This is a genomic window from Pseudoalteromonas sp. NGC95 (assembly GCF_015864705.1).
Taxonomy (GTDB): domain Bacteria; phylum Pseudomonadota; class Gammaproteobacteria; order Enterobacterales; family Alteromonadaceae; genus Pseudoalteromonas; species Pseudoalteromonas arctica.
Genome location: NZ_JADYWR010000003.1, coordinates 80428 through 100395 on the forward strand (window position 1 = coordinate 80428; position 19968 = coordinate 100395).

The 19968-nt window shown below is 39.2% G+C and carries 17 protein-coding genes and 3 pseudogenes; 10 read left to right on the forward strand and 10 right to left on the reverse strand.

What is annotated here, in order from left to right:
• Positions 1 to 47 precede the first annotated feature (47 nt).
• Complete coding sequence (locus I6E70_RS04220) at positions 48 to 2624, forward strand: glycoside hydrolase family 3 protein (RefSeq protein WP_197188090.1); 2577 nt, start codon at positions 48 to 50, stop codon at positions 2622 to 2624.
• 69 nt (positions 2625 to 2693) lie between these two features.
• Here I6E70_RS04220 and I6E70_RS04225 read toward each other — a convergent pair whose 3' ends face one another.
• From I6E70_RS04225 to I6E70_RS04235, 3 genes are all read right to left on the reverse strand, one after another.
• Positions 2694 to 4181: a tryptophan halogenase family protein gene (locus I6E70_RS04225; protein ID WP_197188091.1), complete on the reverse strand. Its 1488-nt coding sequence runs from the start codon at positions 4179 to 4181 to the stop codon at positions 2694 to 2696.
• A complete protein-coding gene (locus I6E70_RS04230) occupies positions 4174 to 5724 on the reverse strand; it encodes a tryptophan halogenase family protein (protein WP_197188092.1) in 1551 nt (516 codons plus the stop codon). Before I6E70_RS04230 ends, I6E70_RS04225 begins: the two co-directional genes overlap by 8 nt.
• A 102-nt stretch (positions 5725 to 5826) precedes the next feature.
• Positions 5827 to 8793, reverse strand: coding sequence for a TonB-dependent receptor (locus tag I6E70_RS04235; RefSeq protein WP_197188093.1), 2967 nt, complete (start codon positions 8791 to 8793; stop codon positions 5827 to 5829).
• A 481-nt stretch (positions 8794 to 9274) separates the two neighbouring features.
• Here I6E70_RS04235 and I6E70_RS04240 point away from each other — a divergent pair, with 481 nt between their 5' ends.
• The 8 genes and pseudogenes from I6E70_RS04240 (at position 9275) to I6E70_RS04275 (ending at position 14694) form a co-directional block, all read left to right on the forward strand.
• A complete protein-coding gene (locus tag I6E70_RS04240) occupies positions 9275 to 10183 on the forward strand; it encodes an MBL fold metallo-hydrolase (RefSeq protein WP_197188094.1) in 909 nt (302 codons plus the stop codon).
• Positions 10184 to 10247: 64 nt separating this feature from the next.
• Positions 10248 to 10919 (forward strand): hypothetical protein, encoded by a 672-nt coding sequence (locus I6E70_RS04245; protein WP_197188095.1) that lies wholly within the window; start codon positions 10248 to 10250, stop codon positions 10917 to 10919.
• Positions 10920 to 10922: 3 nt separating this feature from the next.
• Positions 10923 to 11597 carry a Crp/Fnr family transcriptional regulator gene (locus tag I6E70_RS04250; RefSeq protein WP_197188096.1) on the forward strand — a complete coding sequence of 225 codons (675 nt, stop codon included), beginning with the start codon at positions 10923 to 10925 and terminating at the stop codon, positions 11595 to 11597.
• 71 nt (positions 11598 to 11668) lie between these two features.
• Positions 11669 to 12076: pseudogene (locus I6E70_RS04255) on the forward strand (hypothetical protein).
• An 84-nt stretch (positions 12077 to 12160) separates the two neighbouring features.
• Positions 12161 to 12664: an Mpo1 family 2-hydroxy fatty acid dioxygenase gene (locus tag I6E70_RS04260; RefSeq protein ID WP_010553511.1), complete on the forward strand. Its 504-nt coding sequence runs from the start codon at positions 12161 to 12163 to the stop codon at positions 12662 to 12664.
• A 60-nt stretch (positions 12665 to 12724) separates the two neighbouring features.
• Positions 12725 to 13516: an SDR family oxidoreductase gene (locus I6E70_RS04265; RefSeq protein WP_197188097.1), complete on the forward strand. Its 792-nt coding sequence runs from the start codon at positions 12725 to 12727 to the stop codon at positions 13514 to 13516.
• A gap of 61 nt (positions 13517 to 13577) precedes the next feature.
• Entirely contained in the window at positions 13578 to 14171 is a 594-nt protein-coding gene (locus tag I6E70_RS04270) for a DUF2238 domain-containing protein (RefSeq protein ID WP_033038325.1), read from the forward strand.
• A gap of 82 nt (positions 14172 to 14253) precedes the next feature.
• Positions 14254 to 14694, forward strand: coding sequence for a GNAT family N-acetyltransferase (locus I6E70_RS04275; protein WP_197188098.1), 441 nt, complete (start codon positions 14254 to 14256; stop codon positions 14692 to 14694).
• 724 nt (positions 14695 to 15418) lie between these two features.
• Here the strand turns inward: I6E70_RS04275 and I6E70_RS04280 are convergent.
• From I6E70_RS04280 to I6E70_RS20890, 5 genes and pseudogenes are all read right to left on the reverse strand, one after another.
• Positions 15419 to 15796, reverse strand: coding sequence for a hypothetical protein (locus I6E70_RS04280; protein ID WP_197188099.1), 378 nt, complete (start codon positions 15794 to 15796; stop codon positions 15419 to 15421).
• A 137-nt stretch (positions 15797 to 15933) separates the two neighbouring features.
• Positions 15934 to 16323 carry a hypothetical protein gene (locus I6E70_RS04285; RefSeq protein ID WP_165742163.1) on the reverse strand — a complete coding sequence of 130 codons (390 nt, stop codon included), beginning with the start codon at positions 16321 to 16323 and terminating at the stop codon, positions 15934 to 15936.
• Positions 16324 to 16460: 137 nt separating this feature from the next.
• On the reverse strand, positions 16461 to 16730 hold the full coding sequence (locus I6E70_RS04290) for a hypothetical protein (RefSeq protein WP_197188100.1): 270 nt from the start codon (positions 16728 to 16730) through the stop codon (positions 16461 to 16463).
• Positions 16731 to 16850: 120 nt separating this feature from the next.
• Positions 16851 to 17141, reverse strand: a complete 291-nt coding sequence (locus I6E70_RS04295) for a hypothetical protein (RefSeq protein ID WP_231609578.1) — start codon at positions 17139 to 17141, stop codon at positions 16851 to 16853.
• Between the two features lie 210 nt (positions 17142 to 17351).
• A pseudogene (locus I6E70_RS20890) lies at positions 17352 to 17484 on the reverse strand (transposase); the annotation flags it as partial.
• Positions 17485 to 17548: 64 nt separating this feature from the next.
• On the opposite strand from I6E70_RS20890, the pseudogene I6E70_RS20635 reads away from it, so the two are divergent.
• Positions 17549 to 17800, forward strand: a pseudogene (locus I6E70_RS20635) (IS110 family transposase); the annotation flags it as partial.
• Positions 17801 to 17849: 49 nt separating this feature from the next.
• Here I6E70_RS20635 and I6E70_RS04300 read toward each other — a convergent pair.
• The gene (locus tag I6E70_RS04300; RefSeq protein ID WP_197188101.1) at positions 17850 to 18818 is read right to left on the reverse strand and encodes a hypothetical protein; all 969 of its coding nucleotides are present in this window, start codon (positions 18816 to 18818) and stop codon (positions 17850 to 17852) included.
• Between the two features lie 399 nt (positions 18819 to 19217).
• Entirely contained in the window at positions 19218 to 19952 is a 735-nt protein-coding gene (locus I6E70_RS04305) for a hypothetical protein (RefSeq protein WP_197188102.1), read from the reverse strand.
• Positions 19953 to 19968: the final 16 nt, after the last annotated feature.

A 19968-nucleotide genomic window follows, 5' to 3' on the forward strand; every position in this document is an offset into this window, starting at 1 on the left:
AATAGGCGTTTTACAAAAACACACTGACACAACACAGGGCTATAAAAATGAAAAAAAGCTTAAACACTAACAGGTTACGCATGCTCCCTATTTTAATAGGAGGATTGTGCGTTTTAAGTGCGTGTAATAAACAAGAGGTTAACGCTAATAATAGCCAAGACACCTTAGCCAAAAAGGCTGAGCATGAGCAAGGTGATTTATCACTTTGGCCAACGCTTAAAAGTAAGGTAGTGAAAACGCCTGAAATTGAAAATACGATTGCACAGTATTTAAAAACAATGACGCTTGAGCAAAAAGTAGCGCAGATGATCCAACCTGAAATTCGCGATATAACTGCTGCAGACATGCGCAAATATGGTTTTGGTTCGTATTTAAATGGCGGTGGCTCGTTCCCGAATGCTAATAAGCATGCAACGCCTGCAGATTGGATAACGCTTGCTGAAAGCATGTATCAGGCCTCGGTTGATGACTCAATTGATGGCAGTAAAATTCCAACCATGTGGGGCACCGATGCCGTACATGGCCATAATAATGTGATTTGGGCGACGTTATTCCCGCACAATATTGGTTTAGGTGCTGCTAATAACCCCGCATTAATTGAGCGAATTGCAGCAGCTACTGCAATAGAGGTAATGGCAACAGGCATAGATTGGGTGTTTGCACCGACTGTTGCGGTTGTGCGCGATGACCGATGGGGCAGAACGTACGAAGGCTACTCAGAAGACCCTGCAATTGTACGTGAGTATTCAGCCGCAATTGTAAACGGATTGCAAGGCAGAGCCGATGAGGACTTTTTAAGTGATAAACGCGTAATTAGTACTGTTAAGCACTTTTTAGGCGATGGCGGAACCGTAGATGGTGACGATCAAGGCGATAACATTGATAGCGAAGAGGTGTTATATAATATTCATGCGCAAGGTTATATAGGTGGCTTAACAGCAGGTAGTCAGTCGGTTATGGCATCGTTTAATAGCTGGAATGGTAAAAAAAATCACGGCAATAAATACTTACTTACCGATGTGTTAAAAACAAAAATGGGTTTTGATGGCTTTGTTGTAGGAGATTGGAACGGACACGGACAAGTTGCAGGCTGTACAAATGAAAGCTGCCCGCAAGCTGTTAATGCCGGGCTTGATATTTTTATGGTACCAACGGGTGCTTGGAAGCCACTTTATGAAAATACAATTAAACAAGTAAAAGCAGGCACAATAACAATGGCGCGAATAGATGACGCCGTAGCACGTATTTTACGCGTTAAATTACGCGCGGGTTTATTTGATAAACCAAGCCCTGCAAATCGAAAATATTCAGGTAAATTAGAACTAATAGGTGCGCCAGCACATCGCGATATTGCCCGCCAAGCGGTACAAGAGTCGTTAGTACTGCTTAAAAACAACAACCATTTATTACCGCTTAACCCATCAAGCAACATACTTATAGCAGGCGATGCGGCCGATAACATTGGCAAGCAATCGGGTGGTTGGAGTATTACGTGGCAGGGAACTAATAATCAAAATGCAGATTTTCCCGGAGCAACGTCTATTTATGCGGGGCTAAAAACGCAAATAGAGGCTGCTGGCGGTAACGCTATTTTAAGCCCAACGGGTGAATTTAATACCAAACCCGATGTAGCCATTGTTGTATTTGGTGAAGAACCATACGCAGAGGGGCATGGTGATAAAGACAACCTTGAGTTTGAACGTAACAATAAACGTTCTCTTAAAATATTAAAAACATTAAAGCAGCAAGGTATTGCGGTGGTATCGGTGTTTATATCGGGCAGACCAATGTGGGTTAACAGCGAGCTAAATGCGTCAGATGCATTTGTAGCAGCATGGCTTCCTGGCACTGAAGGACAAGGCATTGCAGATGTTTTACTAGCGGATGCAAGTGGGCAGGTACAATACGACTTTAAAGGTAAGTTGTCGTTCTCGTGGCCTAAATCGCCACTTCAAACCGCAGTAAATAAGGGCGATGCTGATTACTCGCCATTATTACCCTATGGCTTTGGCTTAACGTATAAAGATGAAAGTACGCTTAGCAATAATCTAAATGAAGACTCAGGTGTTGATATTAGTAACCTTGCGCCGCTATCTATATTTAATGGCAGCTTTAAAACGCCGTGGCGTTTGTTTTTAAATTCAAACAGCGAGCAGCACCAAGTAGCAAGTAACAGTGTAAAGCTCGGCGGCATTACTTATCGCACTGAAGACAAAGCGATTCAAGAAGATGCGATGCAATTTAATTTTGATGGCACTGCAGCCAGCTACATCGAAATTAATAGTAACTTTACCGAAGATAAAGTGGCCTACATTGAAGCAAATTCGGCCCTTAGCTTTAGCTATAAAGTAAACCAAATACCTAGCTCACAGACATACCTTGCAATGAAATGCGAACAAGGCTGTGGTGGCGAGCTTGATATTACCAATGAGCTTAAAAATGCTGATTTAAATACATGGCAAACCATAAGTATAGATTTAACGTGTTTTGCTAAAAAGGGCGTTGATTTTGCCAGAGTAACCAGCCCTTTTATTATTAAAACAGCAGGAGAGCTTAACGTTTCAGTTGCAGATATTAGCTTTGAACCACAAAGCGCTAAAAGCGCCGTGGTTAAGTGTGAATAAGAAAACGTAAAAGTTATAGTGTGTTGTCTCAAAGCCCTTAGTAATAAGGGCTTTTTTTATAAAAAATATTTATGCTGGGCAATACTGTTTTAAAAACTCATGATGAGATGGTAATTGGCTTACGCGTTGCTCTATTTGTTGCTTAATACCGTGTAAAAAACGGGTGAGTTCTTCATCGCTCATCATGCTGGCTATTAAGTGATGTTGATTAGGCTCAATGCCTTGACCAAGCATAACTTGCACCCACGAATCGACTCTAAAAATATCGCCATCGTCTAAAAATACACGGCCGGTTTGCTTAAACAAATCAATTTTATGCTGAAGTGTTTTTGGCACTTCCATGGCGCTACAGTGTTGCCAAAACTCACTGTCATCGCGATTAGTTACTTTGTAGTGCAGCACAATAAAGTCGCGAATATTTTCAATTTCGCTTTTAAGCTGTTTGTTGTATTCGTCAATGGCGTGATTAGTTATGCCATTAAACGGAAATAAACGCATAAAGCGAATAATACCCGACATAATTAAGTGAATGCTGGTGGACTCAAGTGGCTCTACAAAACCGCTAGCAAGGCCAAGCGCTAGGCAGTTTTTGTTCCAGCCTTTTAAGCGACGCCCTGTTTTAAATTTAATAATACGGGGCTCTGTAAGCGCCTCGCCCTCAATGTTATTTAATAATAGCGCTTTGGCTTGTTCGTCATCCATATATTGGCTGCAATAAACTAACCCGTTGCCGACACGGTTTTGCAGCGGTATACGCCATTGCCAGCCGCTTTTGTGGGCAATAGAGCGGGTAAGTGGCAATACGGTCTCGCTGGTTGATTTTGTTTGCACGGCAATGGCGCTGTTACACGGTAGTAAATGCGACCAGTCTTCGTAGCCAGTATGCAATGCTTGCTCTATTAATAAGCCTCTAAAGCCGGTGCAATCAATAAAAAAGTCGCCGTTAATGTGCTCGCCATTATTTAAAATCAATGATTCTATATGGCCCGTTTTAGTGTTTTTTACTACTTTTTGTATTTTACCTTCAATGCGTTTTACACCCAATGGCTCTGAAAATTCACGTAAAAACTGCGCGTAACGTGTGGCATCCATATGGTAGGCATAGTTAATAGGGTTTTGCTGATTAAACGCAAATTTACCGCTTTTAGCCGCTTGCAACTCGTAGCAGTAATCGCCAAATGGGTTGTTTATTCCAAGTGCTTTACCTTGCAGCCAAAAGTGATGAAATTCACCCGCCCAACATTCTTTGCCCGTTGCGCCAAATGAGTGAATATAATGCGTGTTTTCATCGCCCCAGTTTTCAAAGCTAATACCTAATTTAAAACTGGCTTGAGTGGCTTTCATAAATGCTTGCTCGTTTATACCCAGCAATTTATGAAATGTACGAATAGGCGGAATTGTTGCTTCGCCAACACCTACAGTGCCAATATCGTCAGATTCAACAAGGGTTATGTTTATATTGTTACCAACTAGTTTAGCAAGTGCCGCTGCGGCCATCCAACCTGCAGTGCCGCCTCCAGCAATTACTACGTTTTTAACAGCGTTTGTTTTAGTCATTATGTGGCTGCCCATTATTTGATAAAAGGTGATTTAAAAGCGCGCGATTACTTGGCAGTCCATTTAAACACTGCGCTATTTTTTCGCGATTTTGCTGATAATAGTAATCCCCAGCACGTGGGTCGTTAAATGTATTTTGTGCAGATACTGTTTGTGTATTAAAGCCCATGCCATATAAAACGTATTGATAACTGCTTGATGAAAACACTTCTTCGTTTTCAATAAAATCAAAGCGGCTAGGGGGCTGAAATTGCCAAAGTTTAAGTAAGTTTTGCAGGCGCTCGGGCGCGGTATTTAAATTACTAATATCTTGCCAATAAGGCGTGTCGTCGCGCTCGCTTAGCACATAATGAAGTTTTAAAAACTCAATAACGCGCTGCCAACGAGTACTAAAAAGGTCATTAAAACGCGTTTCAAGCTGGCTCATGTGGGTGCGGTTTTGCGGGAGTTGCTCGCTTATCATGCTAATTGAAAGCTCAACCATGGCAAGTGCTGACGCTTCAAGAGGCTCTAAAAAGCCAGCAGACATACCCACGGCAACACAGTTTTTAATCCAAAATTTTTGCCTGTTACCAGGGCTGAATTTTAATACGCGGTAGTTAAGTTGCTCAGCTTGTTGCTCACTGGTGCTTTTGGCTATGTAGCTTTTTAGTGTATTTGTTGCGCTTTCATCACTTTGATATTTACTACTAAATACATAACCTGTGCCACGGCGTGTTGGCAGGGCTATATCCCAAATCCAGCCGTTGCTTTGCGCTGTAGATAGCGTAGCAGAGGCGATTGGTTGATCGATGTGTGCATTAGGTATTTGCGCCGCAACAGCGCTGTTATTAAATAAAATATGATCTTGCGCTATAAACTCACTATTAAAATGCTCACCAATTAAACGAGCGCGAGAGCCTGAGCAATCTATAAATAAATCACCCGTTATATCGCTATTATTATTTGTTTTTAATGAGGCAATATAGCCATGCTCGTCGTTAATAACCTCGGTTACATCGTCAGTAATATGCGTAACATTTAGATTTTTAACACAGTGATTTTTTAAAAATTCAGCAAATTTACCCGCATCTAAATGATAGCCATAGTTGGTAACTGCTGCATATTCAGGTGTTTGTAATTGCTTTGGTGCAAGTGCTGCTTGGCATACAAAGCTTTGCATATTAACAACGTCGGCAAATTTTTGGTTAGGTGCAATACGTTGCCAACTGGCGTGTAAATTAGTGTGCTCGTAGCCTTGTGGATTCATAAAAGGGTGGTAGTAGTTTTCTCCCTCGCTGAGGTTGCGCCAATTTATAAATTTAGAACCTTGCTTAAATGACGCGTCGCACTGGGCTATAAAATCAATTTCTTTAATGCCAATGCGTTGTAGCGTATTGCGCATTGACGGCCACGTGCCTTCGCCCACGCCCAGTATAGGTACATTTGCCGACTCTACTAACGTTACATTAAGGTGCGGGTGTTCGGCGGCTAATAAGCCTGCGCTTAGCCAGCCGGCAGTACCACCACCTAAAACGACTATTTTTGTTATTGGTTTGGTCATGAGTTAACACCCTAAAGTTGATAACAATTAAACTAGCATTAATACTGTTTTAAATACAAAAAAGCCGCTAGTAAAAACTAACGGCTTTACTTTGTATTACCTTTAGAAGTTGTAACGCATACCAATATTGTAACGTGCACCTAGCTGTTGTAGGTTCCACAATTGTACTGACGTACGGCCATGTTCGCGGCTGTTTTGTTCAGTAATATTAAGGCCTTCAACAAAAAACGATAGTTGCTCGCTGTAGTTGTACGCAACATTAAAGTCGATTTGATAATATTCTTCAGTAAAGCCTGGCTCATTTACGTATCGAGCTGCGCTATTTAAAAACTTATCACGCCAGTTGTAAGCAATACGTGCTTGAAAATCATCGTTTTCGTACATTGCAATAAAGTTAGCTGTATCGCTTAAACCCACTAGTGCAAATTGTGTAGTAGTAGGGTCAGCGTTTACATCAAAGTCTATGTCGCCATTAACTGTGGTGTAGTTTGCTTGCACCCCAAAACCGCTTTCACCAAAAAAGTGCTGAAAGGCAATTTCGAAACCATCAATTGTGGCATTTTTATTGTTGGTAGGTACTTGCGCTGTAAATTCTAGTAATGGGTCATCGCTGTTAGCAATTACATCGTAAGCGGCTTCAAACTCTTCGTAGGTCATAGAGTCAAAATCAACATTGTTTTCTGTTGCGGCAACCATTTGAAATAAGTTTGAATCGGTTAGGGCAAGTCCGCGAGATTCTAGCTCAGCAATGGCAGCTTGAGCGCGAGGGCCCGCTGTTGCATCACGTAATCCGTAGTAGTTTTGTGTCATTGGTGTTAAACCAATAAAGTTTTCGATGTCTTTAGTGTAATAACCTACCGACACATAACTTGTTTCTGCAAAGTACCACTCAGCCGATACATCAATATTATCTGATTCAAGCGGCACTAAACCAGGATTACCCGTTGACGCTGTAGCTGGTGATGAACCCGCTAAAAGAGTAGGCGCACCTGGTACACCAACCGTCGCTGCTGAACTTAAGTTGTCGTAAGTTGGGCGAGCAATTGTTGTGCTATAAGAAAAACGCGCTTTTACGTTTTCAATTACTTCTATGTCAAAGTCAAAGCTTGGTAAAAAGTGATCGTAGCTAGATTTAAGCGTGAAATCTTCTTTATCTGAGCCAAAACGAACGTTAAAGTCGTTATTACCTTCCCACGCTACTGCGTTAGGTAAATCGATATTAGCCGTTGAGGTAATGTCAGTAGACTCTTGGCGCGCGCCAATAACAATGTTGTATGGCATATCGCCAATGTAACCATTGTAAGTAAATTGCACAAACGCTGCGGTTATATCTTCTTCAATGGTGCGGTTAGTTGCAAATGCGCCATCGGCTGCAAAATTAAAGCCGTATTCTTCACCTGCCCAGTAACCAATTTGCGATGCGCTGCCGGTATAACCTTGGTTGAACGAGCCCGATGTATCGTAGTCGTCAAACTCAGCTAAAAAGTTTGTAGGATTTAGGTAGCCATCAGGTAGTTCGCCTGGGTTTTCTATACCCCAGTTACCCATTGTATTACGTGTAAGTGATTGCAGTGAATGGCTTTCCATAGAGCGAGACTCTATACCAAAGTCAATTGCGCCGTTTTCAATTTCGTATTTACCATGGATTCTAAATTCTGTGATTTCAGACTCTTGGCGAGCAAAGTTAGAATCTAAAATAGACGTACCCACATCAGAGGCATCTAACGTGTTATTACAATTTAGGTTGTCTCGGCGGCAATCATCAAAATCGATACTCATTGATGGAAGCTCGCGGCCAAAATCAACTTCTTGTGCGTTAACTACGTTTGCGCCCAAGCCTGCGTTTACCCAGCTGCCGTAAGGTGCATCTGGTTTGCTAGTGGCTTTTGAATTGTGCGCATCAAACATAAAGCTCAATTCTGAATTGAAATAGTATTCAACGTTTAAACCAATAGAGTCGTTTTGGTTAACTTGGTTTAGCTCTTGAAACGCTAAACCTAAATCGCGTGTTTGCTGATCGCGACGTTCTTCTCGGTAGTAAATAGGGGTTTTTACCGTGTTATCGTCAAATGTTAGCGCGCTTTTGTAGTTATCCATCCATATTGATTGCTCAGCACGGGCTTCGAACAAGTCTTGCTTAGAGTACGTGTAATCAAGCGTGGCTGTTAAATCGTCAATTGGGCTGTACTGCAGCGTTAATTGTGCGTTTGTACGAGTACGTTCTCTGTCGGCAATGGTGTAGCGCAAATCTGATGGCATTGAATAAAGCTGGCCAACGGCGGGTGCATTAGTTAAAACAATATCGTCTGCAGCTTGTGGGATTGTGCCGTCAAAAGCAGATGTATTCCATTGATTTACAAACGCACCTGTTGATGAGCTATCGCGCTGTTGCATGCTTGCAGTTAACGAGGCACCAAATTTAGCTTCACTGTCGGTCCAGCTAATTAAGCCCGAAAGCTCGGGTGTTATGTCATCACCAACGCGGTTTGTTGAGTCGTGTAATGCTTTTACGCCAATGCTTGAAACAAAGCCTGGATTGTCGAGTGGGCGAGCCGTATTAATATTGATTGTTGCGCCAATACCACCAGATGCAATGCTTGCTTTACCTGTTTTGTATACTTCAACCGATTTAACGCTATCAGACGCTAAGTTTGCAAAGTCAAAAGCACGAGAGCTTGGTGTACCACCGCCTGAAGGCAATGAAGCTGCCGGCATAGTTCGACCGTTTAGGGTTACCATATTGTAGTCGGGACCAAAACCACGAACCGTTACTTTAGAGCCTTCACCATTTGAACGATCAATAGAAACACCCGTAATACGCTGTAGCGACTCGGCTAAGTTGGTATCGGGGAATTTACCAATATCTTCAGCTGATATTGCATCTACAACACCTGCGGCGTCGCGTTTTAACCGAGTTGACTCTTTAATACTGCTTTTAAAACCAGTAACTTGAATTACTTCAACATCTGTATTTGCTTCTTGTGCATATACAGGTAAAGAGATTGATGCGCCTAAAATCAGAGATAGGCTGGTCGCTATCTTTGTTTTTCTTACAATATGGTTGGACATTCGGTTTCCCTCGCACTTTTATCATTATTATTAACAGCTGTATGGGGCTGTTATTGTGTAATTATAAACATTGTCAAATGTATGGAAGCGCTTCCAGAAAATTCATTTAACTGGGCTTTGTGGAAGCGCTTCCAGAAATGCTAGTTTAAATTTTAAAAAGGGTCAACTATTGTTTTAATAAAATGAGACTAAATTGTTTTTAAAATGTATTTTTTTAAATTTAATTTTATTTAAATTATAAATTACAGGTGGTTATAAAAAACCGTTTGAAATAGTGCTGTAACAACATTTTATTATAAGAAAACCAATTATTGATTAATTTAGTTATTTACACACTTTTATAAGGTGTTTAAATCAGCTATTAGTAAGGGCTAAAATTAATAAGTAGTCCGTTGGTCACTCAACTAGGACAAAACTTAAATTACTTATTACACTCAGCCATAGACTCAACTTAAAACACTATTTATAGGTATTAATAATTATGAGCAATGTAAAACAAGGACTAGCTGTAACCGCTTTAATTATAGCGTCGTTTAGTAGTATTGGCGCGCAGCAATGTAGTGATGTAAGTTTGCAAATTTTAGGCTCGGGCGGCCCTGAGCTTGACGATGGTCGCGCAGCAACAAGTTACCTTATATGGCACGAAGATAAAGCCAGAGTGTTAGTTGACGTAGGCTCTGGTGCCAGTATTGGGTTTGATAAAGCAGGTGCAAAATTTAGTGATGTTGATGCCATTTTATTAAGCCATTTACACACTGACCATGCTGGCGATTTACCTAGTTTTATAAAAGGCAGTTACTTTACATCACGCGATAAAGCACTTGCGATATTTGGCCCCCAGGACAACCGTGTAATGGCTTCTACTAACGAATATGCACAAGCGTTACTAGGTAAGCAGGGCGCATTTAGATACTTAAGTGATTACGTAGAAGGTAATGAAAACTACAAATTAGATATTCGTTCTGTTGCACCAACAAAACAAAATGAATTTAAACAATCACTACAAAGTGATTTGGCTGTTAATGCAATGACAGTTAACCATGGACCTATTCCGGCTTTAGCGTGGAAAGTGAGTATAGCAGGATGCGAACTTGTGTTTGCAGGCGACATGACCAACAAGTTAGGCACATTTACTGACTTTGCTAAAAATGCCGATGTAGTGGTTATGCACAACGCAATTGATGAAAACGCATCAGACGGGGCTAAAAATTTACACATTACCCCAAGTCAAATCACTAAGGTACTAATTGAGGCTGCACCTAAAACGGCGGTTCTATCTCATTTTATGAATCGGTCATTAAAAAATCAGCAATTGTTTAAAAAATCGTTAATTAAATCACTAAAAAGTAACGTAGTTTTTGCAGAAGATGGTTTAAAAATAAACTTATAAAGTATTGCGCATAAGAGTGTTGCGGGTCGCTAGTTTTATCGCTATTTTAAAGGCTCTCTCATAGATGGATTTTATTATGCGCATTAAATTTTTAGCGAGCTTTTATTCTTTCTTCTTGTTTGCACTGTTTGGTTGTGACGACCAAAGCATGGCAATGCAAGATAGCCCTCAGCTAAATAGTAATGCAAGTAACTTACCCTCTGATCTCAAAGTAAACACACCTCCAGCAGCTCAAACAAACGAACCCGCTTTAGTGGTCGGTATGCTAGCAACACATTGCAAAAGTAATGAAGCAGCCTACATTAACGCAAAAATGCATAAAGTTGTGCGTAACCCAGATGTAAGTACAGCCTACAAGTTAGAGCCTACCGATAAAGTGCTTTCTATTTGTGTTGCAAAAGATGACTCATCGCTTAGTTATCGATTTGGTAGAGTTAATGACATAGGGCTTGAAAAAGAAGCAACACCGGATGCACCATTTGGTAGTTACTACAGGCAAGTAGGGCGTATTGGCGAGAGTATTTTATTTTTTAGTAACGGCGAATATCATTATTATATTATTAACTCAGGCGGTATGGGCAGCGGTGTAACCGTTAATGTTTATAAAAACGATACATTAATAACTGAGTTGTTTTCGGGTAATGATCCTTACGATGATTTTGTTATAGCAACCGATTTAAATTTCCCTAAAAAATTGGTTAGCGAAAAACAGCCATTTAATAAGCAAATGCAGTAAATAATGACTCCACAGCAGCAAAACGTTATAGAGCAAGGGCATTGGTTTAAAAACCGTAGCGCTTATTTAAAAAGCTTTTTATTAACGCAGGGCAAAACGCTCTCGCTAAAAGCTCAGCAATCATTATTTTTGCGAGGTGATAAGCACGATGGAATTTATGCAGTACTTAGCGGCGTGGTCCGTATTAGTGGCGTAAGTAACGAAGGCAAAGAAGCCGTATTGAGCTTTATTGATTCATCATTGTGGTTTGGCGAAGTTACCTTGTTTGATGGTGGCCTGCGTACTCACGATGTATATGCACAAACTGATGTTGTGCTTTTTTACGTGCCCCAACGCGAGCTTGAACAGCTATTAAACGAACAGCCACAATATTGGCAAGAGTTTGGTTTATTGCTGGCACAAAAGTTACGCCTAATGTTTACCTCAATGGAAGATCACGCATTACTAAGTGCTGAGCAGAAAGTATGCAATCGACTTTTAATGCTCAGCGAGCATACAGAGCACTTAACACCACTTGTTTTATCTCAGCAGCAACTTGCTGATATGACCTACCTAACGCGCCAAACTATTAATCAAATACTGCAACGGCTTGTTAGCCTACAAGCCATTAGTTTGGGGTATCAACGCATAACTGTTTTAGATAAACAAAAGTTACAGGCGCGTGCTACACAAGCTTAAATAGAGACTGTTTTATTTAGTTGGAACCAAAATTGCTACAGATAATGTAACGCAACAATGGATTTGAGCTAATGACTACAATAACCTTTAAAAATCAATATAGTAATTATAACTCTCCTACAGTAAATAAAGCGGCAGGTCCAAGCGAAGTTGCGGCAACTAATACCCTCCCTAATGAAAAAACAAGTGATGCTTAAGGCATTACCTCAGCCCCTAAAGAACCAACGTTTTTAGAAAGTGCCCAAGAAGCGCTGGTTTATCAGCGCTTAGGTGTAAACAAAAACAAAATAGACGAGCTAAAAGCGACAATAGAAGAGCTCATGAAAGAACAGCAAAGTGAGGGCGCAGACCCTAGCGCAATTGCTGATAAAATAGAGGAACTTCAAAAAATGCTTGAGCAAGAGTATCAAAAAGGGCGCGAGCGAACGGATATGAAAGGTGAGCATGAGCCGGGTAAAATAATTTCTGCATTTGTTTAATTTACAAAATGTCGGATACCTGACATTGTTGCTGTGCTTACTTTTGCTAAAGTAAGTTTTATATATAAAAATAAAGGCAAAACAATGAAAACACTTCAACAGCAACTTGGTAAATATGGTTTGTATCATCGTTCTAAGCGTAATGTACTAACGCACTTTATTGGTATTCCGCTCATTGTATTTGCAGCGTTGTGTTTACTAGCGCGCATTCAAATACCCCTTGGTAGTGTAGTAATTGATGGTGCACAACTTTTTGTATTAGCGTCGGTTGTTTATTATTTTATGCTGAGCTTTTCGCTTGGCTTTATTATGGCCGTGATATTCACTTTACTCCTTGTTGGTGCTCAGCCTATTGCGGCAATGGCGTTTTGGCCTTGGTTGAGTATTGGCGTAGGTGTGTTTGTATTTGGCTGGGTATTACAGTTTATTGGGCACTATTACGAAGGTAAAAAACCGGCGTTTGTAGATGACCTAATTGGTTTAATTATTGGCCCTTTGTACGTAACTGTTGAACTACTATTTTTAATGGGTTTTTACAAAACATTAGAAGATGAAGTAAACGCAATAGCAGGTCCTACAAAGGCGTAAAATACTTTACTAAGTACCTTTATAAAACCTAATAAATAACAATAAAAGGGCAGATAACGCATGCAATATAATAATAAAACCGTGTGGATCACCGGCGCATCATCAGGTATTGGTAAAGAGCTTGCTATACAATTTGCCGAACTTGGCGCGCGCGTTATTTTATCGGCGCGCAATGTAGATAAACTAAACGATTTAAAATCAACGCTTAAAGGCGAAGGGCACTTAGTTGTGCCGCTGGACTTAGCCCAGCCAGAGCATGTACTGAGTACAATAACAGCAAAAATGAGCGAGCTTCCTGCAATTGATATTTTAATTAATAACGGCGGCGTATCGCAGCGTAGCTTATTTTTAGAAAACGACTTTAACGTGTATCGCCAATTAATGGAGGTTAATTACTTTGGCTTAATTGCACTTACTAAAGCTGTATTGCCTACTATGGTGGCAAGGCACAGTGGCTCAATTGTGTCTATTAGTAGTGTGGCGGGTAAAGTTGGTTCAAAATTTAGAACAGGTTATTCGGGTTCTAAATATGCGGTGGTTGGTTTTATGGATTGCCTACGTGCAGAAGTAGCACAACATAACATTCATTGTTTAACAATTTGCCCAGGCTCTATTAAAACAGCAATTGCGCATAACTCACTAAACGAGCAAGGCATAGCGCAAAATAAACCAGAAGAGTCGATAGAAAATGGCATGGATGTAAGCGTAGCTGCTTCAAAAATGATTCGTGCCATTAGTAATAAAAAAGACGAAGTGATTATTGGCAAAGGTTTAAGTGGTTGGGCGCCTACAATTAAGCGCTTTTTTCCTACTTTGTTTAATCGCATTACCGCAAAAACAAACTATAGGTAGCGTCGTTTATTTCAAAGGCGTAAAATGCCGTAAATTTGATCAATTTAGAAAAGGATTCTAAATGAAGTATTTATGGCTGAGCCTGTTTTTTATTGTATTAATTTGGTCTGGTATTAACCCAAAAGATCAATTTACATGGCTGCTTGAAGTTATCCCCGCAATTATTGGTTTAGTGCTGCTGGCAAGCACCTATAGCCACTTTAAACTTACTCCTATTTTATATACATTTATTTTAGCGCATTGCATTGTGCTGATGATTGGCGGGCATTACACCTACGCCGAGGTCCCTTTGTTCGATAACCTATTTGGTAGCGAGCGTAATAACTACGACAAAGTTGGGCACTTTTTTCAAGGGTTTGTACCTGCACTACTAGCACGCGAAATTTTACTGCGCAAAAAAGTAGTAAATGGTCGAGGTTGGTTAATCACCTTTGTTATTTCGGTATGTTTAGCATTTAGCGCGTTTTACGAATTAATAGAATGGTGGGTTGCAGTATTAAGCGGCGAAAACGCAGAAGCGTTTTTAGGCACGCAAGGTTACGTGTGGGATACCCAATCAGATATGGGACTGGCGTTATTTGGGGCTATTTGCTCGCTGTTAGTACTTTCAAGAGTACACGACAAACAGCTTAAAAACGTTAAAGATTATTTATAGACTATAGGAACGTTAAATACTATTTATAGGAACGTTCTATAGAAATGTTTATAAAAACATTGATAAAAAAGACTACTAACTTATGACAGTAAACATTAGTAACTACTCAATAAGCACAGAAAAAAGCAAACTTAACTTTAACGTTATTTATAACTTTATTGCTAATAGCTATTGGGCCAAAGGCATTCCTAAAAGCGTGATGCAATCGGCTATTGATAACTCAATGTGCTTTGGTGTTTACAGCGCTCATAACGAGCAAGTTGGCTTTGCCCGAGTCGTGACCGATAAAGCAACCTTTGCCTATTTAGCCGATGTATTTATTGCCCCGCACTCGCAAGGAAATGGGCTGAGTAAGTTACTTATTAAAACGATAGTAGAGCACCCTGAGCTGCAAGGGCTCAGGCGCTTTTTATTAGCGACTTCTGATGCACATGGCCTTTATGCGCAATACGGGTTTAAACCGATAGACAACCCCGCACTACTAATGCAAATAAACCCTGAGAATGTGTATGGTAAAAAATAATCGTGAGGTATATTAAACGGGAGGGAAGAACAAATTCCGTTTAATGTTCTTGTCAGAACTTACCTACACTTAACTTACTCTGTGGCCATATTAAATGCGTCTTCAGGTGAAACACCTTTACGAATCAATGAAATAATAAACTCACGATTACTTAAGAGTTTATCTCTAGGGTAACTTTTCCCTTTGTCTTTATTAAAGTTAGACCTTAATTGTTTTGCATCTTGTTCTGAGATTACTAATGGATCTCGTGGATTACATTTTTGGCACTCTTTGCTAAATGAGAAACCATTCTCGACTAACCAGTTATTTAGGCCTTGAATTGATTCAGAACAAATTTTTGTATAACCATTATTTGTAAAAGCATCTTCACTTGCGACAGAAGCTAATTCATTGATCGTTCTACATTGGTGTGTGTAAAACCATATATTTTGAAGATGGGACTTTGTATGTATTCGCGACAAAACCAACTAGATTTGATTTTATCCAGTTTTGATATTCACTATCTGTTTTTGGAATTAAAACTGACATTTATTTCCTCTGTGATTTAACACCATGATTAAATTTTCACTCAAAACTAGAGTAAGTTCTAACGAGCCTGTAGATTAACTCGTTTTTTATTTGTTTTTATTGATAAACAAACCATAGCTGAGTTCCTATTTTGGTTCAATCGATTACTGTATTTTTACGCAGAATATAGAAGTGTTTGATATTGTTTTTGTTAGCTTTAAGTACGCTTAAGATACTTACGTAATTTACCCACGAGTACTTTTTTTTGTGATACATACTCAGGATCTATATTTGGTATTCCTGAAATTGGATCTATATTCTTTGATTTTCTATCGTTAGATAATGAATCATTAAACTGGTTAACTAAATTTATAAATAACCGGCGTTTGCGCCAAGGAATATAAGAAGCAAACAAAGTTAAATCTTTAATATTAGGTAGAAAATGATCATTGTCTTTTTCTATGTAGTCATAAAACTTTGAATTTAACTCTAATGCTTTCTCGTTAAACTCTTTACGTTTATCTCGCCCAATTGATAACCAATGCCCTAGCAACAAGCCTAGAAAAAATGTTACCAATGACAATTTGTAATCCATATTTATCTTTCCATTTATGCGTAACAACTCAATTAGATTTAAAACTAACGCTGTTTTAAGCGGCAAATTTCAGTTGGCTAAAATGTGTGAGGTACGAACAACAGCCAACTGTAATTTGTCCGACTTGAAAACCATTGTTAGGTGCTACTTTTCTCCGAACTAGAAGCTAAATTTTCTAGCATTGAAGCTAAAGCTTTGCCTACAGCCTTAAGCTCTATGTAACCAAAAATGACTCGTTCTTCTGCTTTTAATAAAACTTTATTATTATCTAAAGAATGAACTTCCAGATCAAAACCAACTTTAGCGTAATGTTTTGGATTCGCTTTTTTACCAACAACAACCTGAGTAGCACGCAAATCTGAAAAAAAATCACCTTCGATTCGGAATTTTAATATTGAGCTATTACTATTTAAAGGTTTATGTTGTGACTTCAAGTTATCGATGAATTTATCATAACCATTTTTCAACTCAAAATTGAATTCGGCTTTAGCTTTTGGAGCAAGTAAATCTAAGATTAATGACACCATGCTATGAGTACACCTAACGCCTTTGTCAGCCGCGTTTTGGTTGTAGTGGATTTTTGTGCAAAGATGGCCGTAGGCCATGCACAAAAAGGAGCGAAGACCGAAACGTTGGCTGGACAAACTTGTTAGTGCTTTGGGTATTAATCATCTGGATACTCAGACAAATATAGTTTGATGCCTAGTTTTGACATAATTCTCATGGCCTCAACTGAAAGTATGGCACCACCACCGCAAGCATTCTTGCGCATAGAAAATCCTATATCAGCGGTATATGCCCCTGGACTAATTACACTTTCATTTTCAGTTAGCCATTTTTCCAATTCGACAATTTGGGATGGTAGCTCCCAGTCTTCTTTGGCCAAGTGGGCCAATCGCTCATTGCCAGATTCATCTTTCACATAGATAGACAATCAATTCTCCTTTGAGCACTAACGCCTCAAACAGAGGCTAAAAATTGTTGGCCAAAATGGCGAGGCACGAGCAACGGCCAGCTGTTTTTAGTCCTGCTGCTTTGCCTTGTTAGGTGTACTTTAACGCAAAACCAGATATATAAATAATGTTGAAAATAAACCTTTTGAAAAAAGTATTAACCCAAACGATTTGGGATTTTTTGTACGGTTTACCATAAAGCCTTTAATATCTATTTGTCCAAATTTAAAAGCAATAACATTATGAATAATCCAATGACCTGACAGAGCAAGTATTGCAACACTTGCCACTGAATCCCCATAACCTTCGACTTGCGGTGTTACAAATACAGCTACAAGAATAATCATTAAAAAGAATATGAGTGATATTTTATACGCTTTCTCGTAACTCAATTTTGTACACCTAACGAGCCTGTAGATTAACTCGTTTTTAAATTTGTTTTTATTGATAAACAAACCATAGCTGAGTTCCTATTTTGGTTCAATTGATTACTGTATTTTTACGCAGAATATAGAAGTGTTTGATATTGTTTTAATTGGCGTTTTGGAAGGGATTAAGGGTGGTTGGGTGGCTTTTATTTAGGGTAAAAGGGCTTACCCTTCTTAATGCATCGTGTTTTGCAGCTTTTCTATATTATGAACAAGACAATACAGTTGCCGCAGCGTGAAGTAAGGCATTCACTTTCATTTGACCCCGTAAGGTCAATTTATTCATGCCTTTGTTCACTGTAATGTTCCGCTTTTTATTTAAAGGAAAGTCGGTTCAAGGTAATTAGGATGGGTGTCATCCTAATTTTTCTTTAAGGCAAACATTTGTGGAATGGGCTGGATTATCTGTGCGTTATTCATTTTGGGCTAAAGCATATTATCGGCAGCAAGAAGCCAAAGGAAAACCTCATAATACCATCATCAGATCATTGGCATTTAAGTGGATACGAATCCTATTTAGGTGCTGGAAAACACATACGCCCTACGATGAATCAACTTACTTAACCGCATTGAAAAGTAAGGGATCACCGCTGTTAAAATTTGCGGTGGAAAGTGAGCTTTAGCGCTTGCTGTCCATCTCAGGGCGTGTTGTTATGTGACGTTGAATATACGTTATAAATTTAATTCACGCATATGTTGTATTACTTCCTCAACACCAGTTGAACCTGCAGAAATTAAGTACTCTTGAGCAATTGAAAATGGAGCATCTTGTCTACACTGCTTTGCAAACCGAATAAAATTCTTATCCGCGGACATTACTACATCGACATCTATTAAATGTGAACTTAGTTGCGAATCTCCGGGTGTGCCAGAGGTTATTTTATGAAAGCATTGTAGATACATGAATGCCCCACGTAACCACTCCCTAGGTAGTTCATTAATCGAAACCTCGTTGTACCATAGACCAGCCAACAAATCCGATTGACTTTCAATTTTTGAAACTTCAATGAAGTAATCAAGCCACTCCCGATATGGACTGGTATAAATTGCAAATTCAGCTTTAAAAAGATACAAACTTTGAGCTCGCCAGTATTCAACAAACTCCCTTTCAGGTTTTGAATTTTCAGCAGATAGAGGAAAATAGACCTTTTTAAGATCTAAAGATGCAGGCAATACAGATTTTTTCTCATTTATCCGTACGCGAATTTCTTTTGATTCTTGTTGTGCAAGCTCATGCTCCAATTCTCCTCGTTGGCTTTCATCTGTAACTGGAGGTGATATATCATTTGCTACATCTTCCCAATACCCGCCTTCGGATTTTGTCCAGTTATCTATTAATGAATCACATTCAGAACCGTCGGGATTTGGTATTAGCCACTCTCTACGGTACTTCTCCATTATTTTCTTAATATCTTCAGCTTCAAGATAAATTTCAGGCATTAAGCGAACTAAACGAGGACTTGCAATAATGTTAAGAATTTTTTTCCGTAGGGTATCATCCCTCAGCTGTCTAACTTCATGAACTAAAGCAGGCGCAACTACCAATTCAATCCCATTATTTGAAGCAGTTTCCACTAAAGTATTGAAAGCTCCAGTATCTGCTATATAGCGCCAAATATTTGTATCTAAAAATACCTTCATTAACCTACCATTTCATTAATAAATTCAATAATCAGGAATTGCTACAGACGATAGTCACATAACGAGCCTGTAGATTAACTCGTTTTTAAATTTGTTTTTATTGATAAACAAACCATAGCTGAGTTCCTATTTTGGTTCAATTGATTACTGTATTTTTACGCAGAATATAGAAGTGTTTGATATTGTTTTAATTGGCGCTTTGGAAGGGATTACGCGTGTTTGAGTGGCTTTTATTTAGAGTAAGAGGGCTTACCCTTCTTAATGCATCGTGTTTTGCAGCTTTTCTATATTATGAACAAGGCAATACAGTCGCCGCAGCGTGAAGTAAGGCATTCACTTTCATTTGACCCGCATGATGGGTGGTGTGGGGCTGGAGGTTAGAGACCTCCGGCTACCCGATTAACTTTCATTACAGCCAAAATAAAAATTTTGTGCTATTTCAATTGAGCTTCGGTTAAGATCATTAACTTCGACATTATTAATTACTCGATGTTCTTCTTCACCCCCTTTAATCGCCATTAAATAATACTTGGGGGATATTGCCATCCCCATTGACTTTGCATAGCAATCAGCCGATATGAATTTTTTATCATTAGACTCTAATATTTGCCACTGATAACCCGAATAAACATCCTTATTATCGATGAGTAATTGTTTAATATCTAGAGTAGCAGTAAACCTTCCAGCAATTTTACCGCCAGTTCTAACAGGAACTTTACCTAATGACTCAATGAGTTCTTCAGTATTTTTATCTAGAGTTCCACAAGGAAAATTATTAAATAACTCTGAATCCTCTGCCTGATTTATGGAGTAGTGCCACCGTAAATACCACAACAAATGATAATCAGATATAGCCTTATGATCTGAAATACTTTCTCCACTTTCAATTCGATCAACTTCCCTTAAAAATTTATTCTCTATTGGATGGCTCACTAATGTTTCACATTCTTGTGACCATGCTCTATTGCCAAGAAAACAAGAACCTTTAACTCCAATAGATTTAGTCTCAGCTCCTTTAAAGCTGACCTGCAACATATTATTTAGAGAAAACCTTTTTAAAATAGCTTTCATATGGAAATGCTGATTTTTAGTTAATCTGTAATCGTTATTATAAGATGTAGGTTCGAATGACACGACTCTCTCCATGAAA